Here is a 5,963-nt window from a genome sequence, read left to right as displayed (position 1 = left end):
CCGGAAAACGAGGTGCTGGTGATCTGCCCGAAGGGCGCCGTGCCGCAATGGCGCCGGACCATCGCCCGGTCCGGCACTGCGGCGAAACGGGTGATGCTGATCAATTTCGAGAAGACCAAGTCGCTGCTGGCGCCGCCCCCGGTCAGCACCAAGCGGTCGACCCGAGCCAGGAACAACGAGCTGGCGAAGCACGGCACGCCGAAGCGGACCTGGCCGATCGTGGTGATCGACGAGGCTCACCGCATCCGCAATCCGAGCTCGCAGCAGGGCCTGGTCTGCCGGCAGATGGCCGCGGCCGCCGCCTTCACCATCTATATGAGCGCCACCGCCGGGCAGGCGCCGCATGAGCTGTCCTATCTCGGCCGGCTGCTGGCCGAGGCGGCGGGCGGCGGCGCCGGTGACCTGGACGGGTTCCGGATGCTGATGAAGCGGCTGCGCATCGGCCGCGCCAAGGGCCGCTGGAAGAACTGGAGCTGGGATCCGAATCCGGAGGACCGCCGGGTGATGGCGGACCTCCTGTACAAAGGTTCCAACGCGATCGGCCTGCGCCGCCGGCCGGAGGACATCGCCGGCTGGCCGGAGGTGCAACGCGAGCTGGCACCGACCGGGCTGGATGCTCCGTCCCGCCGGCTCTATGAGGCCACTTGGCGCGAATTCCGGCGCGAGCTGGGCCTTGCCGGCGGCAGCACCCGCCGCGCTACCGGCTGGGCCGCCGATCTGCGCTTCCGCCAGAAGGCCAGCCTGCTGCGCATCCCTGGCACCGCGGATTTCTGCGAGGACCTGCTGACGAACGGGCAGCAGGTGGCGGTGTCGGCCGCCTTCCTGGAAACCAGCGCGATATTGGCCGAGACGCTGATCGGCCGCGGCTGGTCGGTCGGCGAGATCAATGGCACGCAGAGCGGCGAGACCAACGAGGCCGTCCGCATCGCCTTCCAGACCGGCCAACTGGACGCCGTGCTGTTCACGATCACGGAATCGATCTCGTTGCATCGTGGCGAGCTGCCGGGCGGCGAGCGCGACCGGTCGCTGGTGGTGCACGACATGCGGCACAGCGCCATCCAGCTGCAGCAGATCGAGGGCCGCTGCCATCGCGACGGCGAGCGCGCGGTGATCTACTACGCCTATGCCGAGGGCACGGTGGAGGAGACGGTGGCCGCCACGGTGATCGCCCGCATGGCGTCGATGGAAGGCATGGCCGGCGACGACACTGCCATGCTCGACGCCATTGCCGCCGTGGTCGAGACCGCTGCCCTGCAGCGCGACGCGGCCTGAAACGAGACGACGATGAACGCAGATGACGTGCTGAAATGCTACAGGGACGAGGGCCTGCCGGATTTCGTCGGGATCGACCTGACCGATGTAAACCAGGCCGGGCTCCATGGCGACGCCCCGATCCATGTCGCGGCAATCCGCGGCCGCACAGACGAGATCGCAGCGCTGCTGGACGGCGGCGCCGATGTGAACGCGTCGGGCGAGCTCGGCAACACGCCGCTGCACGAGGCCGTGATGCAGAACCGGATCGAGGCCGCGAAGCTGCTGCTGGAGCGTGGCGCCGACCCGAACCGCACGAATGAGTTCGGCGGCTCACCGCTGGACGCCGCCCGAGCCCGCCAGAACCGGCGCCTGGTCCGGCTGCTGGAGGGCGGCGCCCCGGCTCGCCGTCGCTGACTACCAGAGGTTCTTGCCGTCGATCACCTGGACCGGCACCGCATCGAGATCGAAATCGTCGAGCAGACGGGCGTTGATGCTGACCTTGGGATTGCTGAAGTCCGGCTGGCCGGTGCTGAAGTCCGGCGTCTCGGTGTAGGTGCCGCAGCCGCAGACACCGCAATGGTGATGATGGATGGTGTAGCTGCCCCACTGATAGGTCGACACCCGGTCCCGCGCGGTCAGAAGCCTGAAATCGGCGGCCGGGTAGTAGCCCCACAGCGCGCCGCGCTTGGAGCAGAAGGAGCAGGTGCAGCGCGTCACGGTCTCCGGCGCCGTCGGCACCTCGAACTGCGTCGCGCCGCAATGGCAGCTTCCCTTGACCGTCATGGCGTTTCCCCTTGCTGGCGGTGGGCCCTCGCCGCCGGTGTGGCCGAACCCGGGCGGATTATGCCACCGCCGGGGTCACCTGTGGCGATGGAGCGGTCGCGCTCGCATCGATCACACCGGCCAGAGCTTCGATCGCATCGACCATGCGGTCGGTCGCCTCCAGCAGCGCCATGATCACGGGCTGATCCGCCTCCGGCTGGGCCGCCGGGTCGACCAGCTCGGCCAGCGCCCGGTGCCGCGCCGGCAGGTCGGACGGGATGGCGGAGGCCCGGTGCTCGCGCAGGCCGGCGGCCAGCTCGCCCAGCGCCGCGGTGAGGGTGTGGCCGAAGGCGCCGATCGCGGCGTGCTTCGCCAGGGCGCTGCCGCCGTGGTCGTGCAGCGCGCTTTCCAGCGCCATGCCGGCGCGCAGGATGCGGTTGGCGTTGGCGAAGATCGCCTCGGCCCGCGCCGGCTGGCCGGGATCGGCCGGCTCGACCCGCAGCCGCTCGACCGAGGCCTGGGCGTTGACCCGGGCGGCACGGGCGGCCGTACGGGCCTCGGCCTGGGCCTTCGCATCGGTGCCGAGCAGCGCCGCCAGATAGGCGGCATAGGCGTCGAGCATGGCGGCGATCACCGGCCGCTCCCGCCCCCGCTCCCAGGTCGGCCACAGCAGATAGGCGGCCAGCGCCAGCAGGCTGCCCAGCACGGTGGCGGCGCCGCGGTCCAGCAGCGTGTGCCCGGCCGGCTGACCGGCCAGCCCCAGCAGCAGCACGACGACGGCGGTCAGCAGCGACACCGCCAGGCCGTAATGCACCGGCACCAGGTAGCGGAAGCCGAAATAGAGCGGCGCGATCAGCAGCGCCTGGGCCAACGGATGGTCGGCCACCAGATAGATCACGGCGGTGGCCACCAGGAGGCCGGCCAGGGTGCCGAACATGCGCAGCAAGCCGAAGCTGACCGTGCCGCCGAAATCCGGCTTCAGCACGATCACCACGGTCATCGCGATCCAGTAGAACTGCGGCAGGCCGATGGCCCGGCCCAACGCCTCCGCCGCCACGACGCAGACGGTCAGGCGCAGCGCGTGGCGGAAGGCGGCGGAGTAGAGCGATAGGTTGGCGCGCAGCGTCGCCAGCGGCGCGCCGGGGCGCAGCGCCGGCGGCTGCAGGGCGTCACGCTCCGCCGCCCTCAGGTCGCCGCGGGCGCCGGCCTCGGCCGAGTTGCGGACCGCGGCGCGCAGCGCGCCGGCCAGGCCGATCGCCCGCGCCTCCGCCAGATGCAGTCGCGAGCGCAGCAGCGGGTCATGCGCCGCGTGGCGGGCATCGCGCAGCCCGGCCAGCGCCGCCTCGAAGCCCTTCAGCGCCGCCCCGCCCTCCATCGGCCGGCCCTGGCGCAGCGCCATGCCGAGGCCGCGCAGCACCACGGCCGCCTGGCGCATCACCGCCGGCAGTGCCGGGTCGTCGACCTGCCCCCGGAGGTCGGACAAGGCCAGCAGCTCCAGCCGGATGCGCTCGGCCAAGCCCAGCAGGATGCGGAACGCCTCGACGCCGCGGATCCGGGCGGCGCCGCTGCGGGCCAGCAGTTGCTGCGCCTCGCCCAGGGAATCCGCCAGCGGCATGAACTCCGTATCCTCCGGCATCGCCCGCGCGATCTCCGACAGCATGCGGTAAACCGAGGCCAGGGCGTCGCGCTCCGGCTGGTAGATCCTGAGTGGCCAGGCGGCGACGGAGAACAGCGTCGCCAGCAGGCCGCCGGCGAAGAACAGGCCGGATGCGGCCCAGGGATCGAAGCCGTGGCCCGCCGTGCCCGCCGTCACCACCAGCACGATCAGGATGGCGGTGCCGCCCTGCATCGCCACCGGGCCGAGCGCCACCAGCATGGCGAGCAGGAAGGCCGAGACGGCGAGCACCGGCAGGAAGGGCAGCCAATGGGTGCCGAGCGAGAAGCCGGCCAGCGCCGCCAGGCCGGTGCCGAGCGAGATCAGCAGCATCCGGCGCAACCGCAGCGCATGCGGCCCCGGCGCGTCCGAGGTGACGACGTTGAGCGCGCCGCCGGCCACGGCGAGCCCGACATCGGTCTGGCCGAAAATCACGCCGAAGATCACCGGCACCGCCACGGCCAGTGCGTTGCGCAGCGCCACCGGCCACGGGATGGTGGCGCGGTTCCATTGCACCAGCGCCATCAGCAGCGGGGATCGCCGCCGCGGCGCCTCCGCCGTCACCGCCATGCCGCCAGCCATCCTCGAACGATCATCCAGCCGCCTTCATCGAGTCGCCTCCGGGACATGATGCCCGCCGAGGCTTCACGGCGTCGACCGCCGATGCCGTCCCGGCGGACATCGATTCTTCATCCGACCGCAACAGATCCGTCATCCCTGCTCCCTATCATCCGCGCGCCGCGAGACGCAGCGGAACCGGATACCGGCCGCGGCACCAGAGCTCGCTTTTTCGACACATCCGATTGCCGCCGCTCGTCGGGCCGCCCCATGCGCGGGTGCTTTGCCACGACATGCGGCGTGATCGGCAGCAGCAAAGGAGCCGACCGTGCGGGTGGTCCAGATCACCGATACCCATCTCAGCCCCGGCAAGAGCCACTTCGCGCCGAACTGGGCGCCGCTGGCGGAGTGGCTGCAGGCCGCACGGCCGGACCTGGTGGTCCACACCGGCGACCTCAGCGTCGACGGCGCGGATGTCGAGACCGATCTGGAGCATTGCGCCGAACTGCTGCGCGCCCTGCCCTTCCCGGTGCTGTCGGTGCCCGGCAACCACGATGTCGGCGACCTGCCCGGCACCCGCCAGCCGGCGAACCGGGAACGGCTGGAGCGCTGGCGCCGCATCATCGGCCCGGACCGCTGGGTGCACGACCAGCCCGGCTGGCGCCTGGTCGGTCTGAACAGCCAGGTCATCGGCGGCGGCGACGAGGAAGAGGCCGAGCAATTCGCCTGGCTGCAGGGCGTGCTGGAGGCCTGCGAGGGCCGCGGCGTCGTGGCCTTTACCCACAAGCCGATCTTCATCGACACGCCCGACGAGGGCGACACCGGATATTGGAGCATCCGCCCGGCGCCGCGCCGCCGGCTGCTGGAACTGTTCGAGCGGCACGGCGTGGCCCTGGTCGCCAGCGGCCATCTGCACCGCGCCTGGACCGGCGCCCATCTCGGCACCCGCTATGTCTGGGGCCCCTCCTCCGGCTTCGTCGTCGGGCCGATGGAGCGCGACATGCCGGGCGAACGCATCCTTGGCGCCGTGATCCACACGCTGGACGAGACGGTGTCGAGCGAGATCGTCGAGCTGCCGGAGCTGCGGCCCTTCGTGATCGACGACGTGATCCACGAGGTGTATCCGCGCCATCAGCCGGTCGAGGCCGCCTCGTGACCGGCCTGGCGCTGCGCCGGGTCAGCAAGGCGTTCGGCGGCAACCGCATCCTGCAGGACGTGACCATCGAGGCCGCGCCGGGCGAGTTCATCGCCCTGGTCGGCCCGTCCGGCTGCGGCAAGACCACCCTGCTGCGCATCGCTGCAGGGCTGGAACACGCCGATACCGGAACGGTGCAACTGGGCGCCCGCGACATCACCGCGCTGCGGCCGGCGGCGCGCGACATCGCCATGGTGTTCCAGTCCTACGCCCTGTATCCCCACCTGACCGCCGGCCAGAACATCGCCGTGCCGCTGGCGATGCGGCGGCTGTCGACGGCCCAGCGCCTGCCCTTCATCGGCAATCTGATGCCCGGCCAGCGCGCCCTGCGCGCGGAGATCCAGGCCTCAGTCCGCGAGACCGCGGCCAGCCTGAAGATCGACCATCTGCTGGACCGCAAGCCGGGCCAGATGTCGGGCGGCCAGCGCCAGCGCGTGGCCCTGGCCCGCGCTTTGGTGCGCCGGCCTGCCGCCTTCCTGATGGACGAGCCGCTGTCGAATCTGGACGCCAACCTGCGGGTCCACACCCGCGGCGAGATCG

6 protein-coding genes are annotated in these 5,963 nt (G+C 71.5%); 4 read left to right on the top strand and 2 right to left on the bottom strand.

The genetic code is table 11. The features are described from left to right. Positions 1-1,272, top strand: a 1,272-nt coding sequence (locus ABDW35_RS30485) for a hypothetical protein (protein ID WP_343717602.1), incomplete at its 5' end; no start/stop codon positions are given. Positions 1,273-1,284: 12 nt separating this feature from the next. After that, a complete protein-coding gene (locus tag ABDW35_RS30480; protein WP_343717601.1) occupies positions 1,285-1,668 on the top strand; it encodes an ankyrin repeat domain-containing protein in 384 nt (127 codons plus the stop codon). Here ABDW35_RS30480 and ABDW35_RS30475 read toward each other — a convergent pair whose 3' ends face one another. Continuing rightward, a complete protein-coding gene (locus tag ABDW35_RS30475; protein ID WP_343717600.1) occupies positions 1,669-2,037 on the bottom strand; it encodes a GFA family protein in 369 nt (122 codons plus the stop codon). Between the two features lie 58 nt (positions 2,038-2,095). Beyond that, positions 2,096-4,240 carry an FUSC family protein gene (locus tag ABDW35_RS30470; RefSeq protein ID WP_343717599.1) on the bottom strand — a complete coding sequence of 715 codons (2,145 nt, stop codon included), beginning with the start codon at positions 4,238-4,240 and terminating at the stop codon, positions 2,096-2,098. Positions 4,241-4,556: 316 nt separating this feature from the next. On the opposite strand from ABDW35_RS30470, the gene ABDW35_RS30465 reads away from it, so the two are divergent. Both ABDW35_RS30465 and ABDW35_RS30460 read left to right on the top strand, forming a co-directional pair. Continuing rightward, entirely contained in the window at positions 4,557-5,384 is an 828-nt protein-coding gene (locus tag ABDW35_RS30465; RefSeq protein WP_343717598.1) for a metallophosphoesterase, read from the top strand. Further along, the coding region (locus tag ABDW35_RS30460) for an ABC transporter ATP-binding protein (RefSeq protein ID WP_343717597.1) at positions 5,381-5,963 on the top strand (583 nt) is incomplete at its 3' end. The genes ABDW35_RS30465 and ABDW35_RS30460, both read left to right, overlap by 4 nt.

It is taken from the genome of Inquilinus sp. (assembly GCF_039594555.1).
GTDB lineage: Bacteria > Pseudomonadota > Alphaproteobacteria > DSM-16000 > Inquilinaceae > Inquilinus.
This window is presented reverse-complemented; position numbering and strand designations above follow the sequence as displayed.

Bases quoted from the DNA above. Each gene is read 5' to 3' on its own strand.
- ABDW35_RS30480 (WP_343717601.1), top strand. From the start codon at position 1,285: ATGAACGCAGATGACGTGCTGAAATGCTACAGGGACGAGGGCCTGCCG.
- ABDW35_RS30475 (WP_343717600.1), bottom strand. From the start codon at position 2,037: ATGACGGTCAAGGGAAGCTGCCATTGCGGCGCGACGCAGTTCGAGGTG.
- ABDW35_RS30470 (WP_343717599.1), bottom strand. From the start codon at position 4,240: ATGGCGGTGACGGCGGAGGCGCCGCGGCGGCGATCCCCGCTGCTGATG.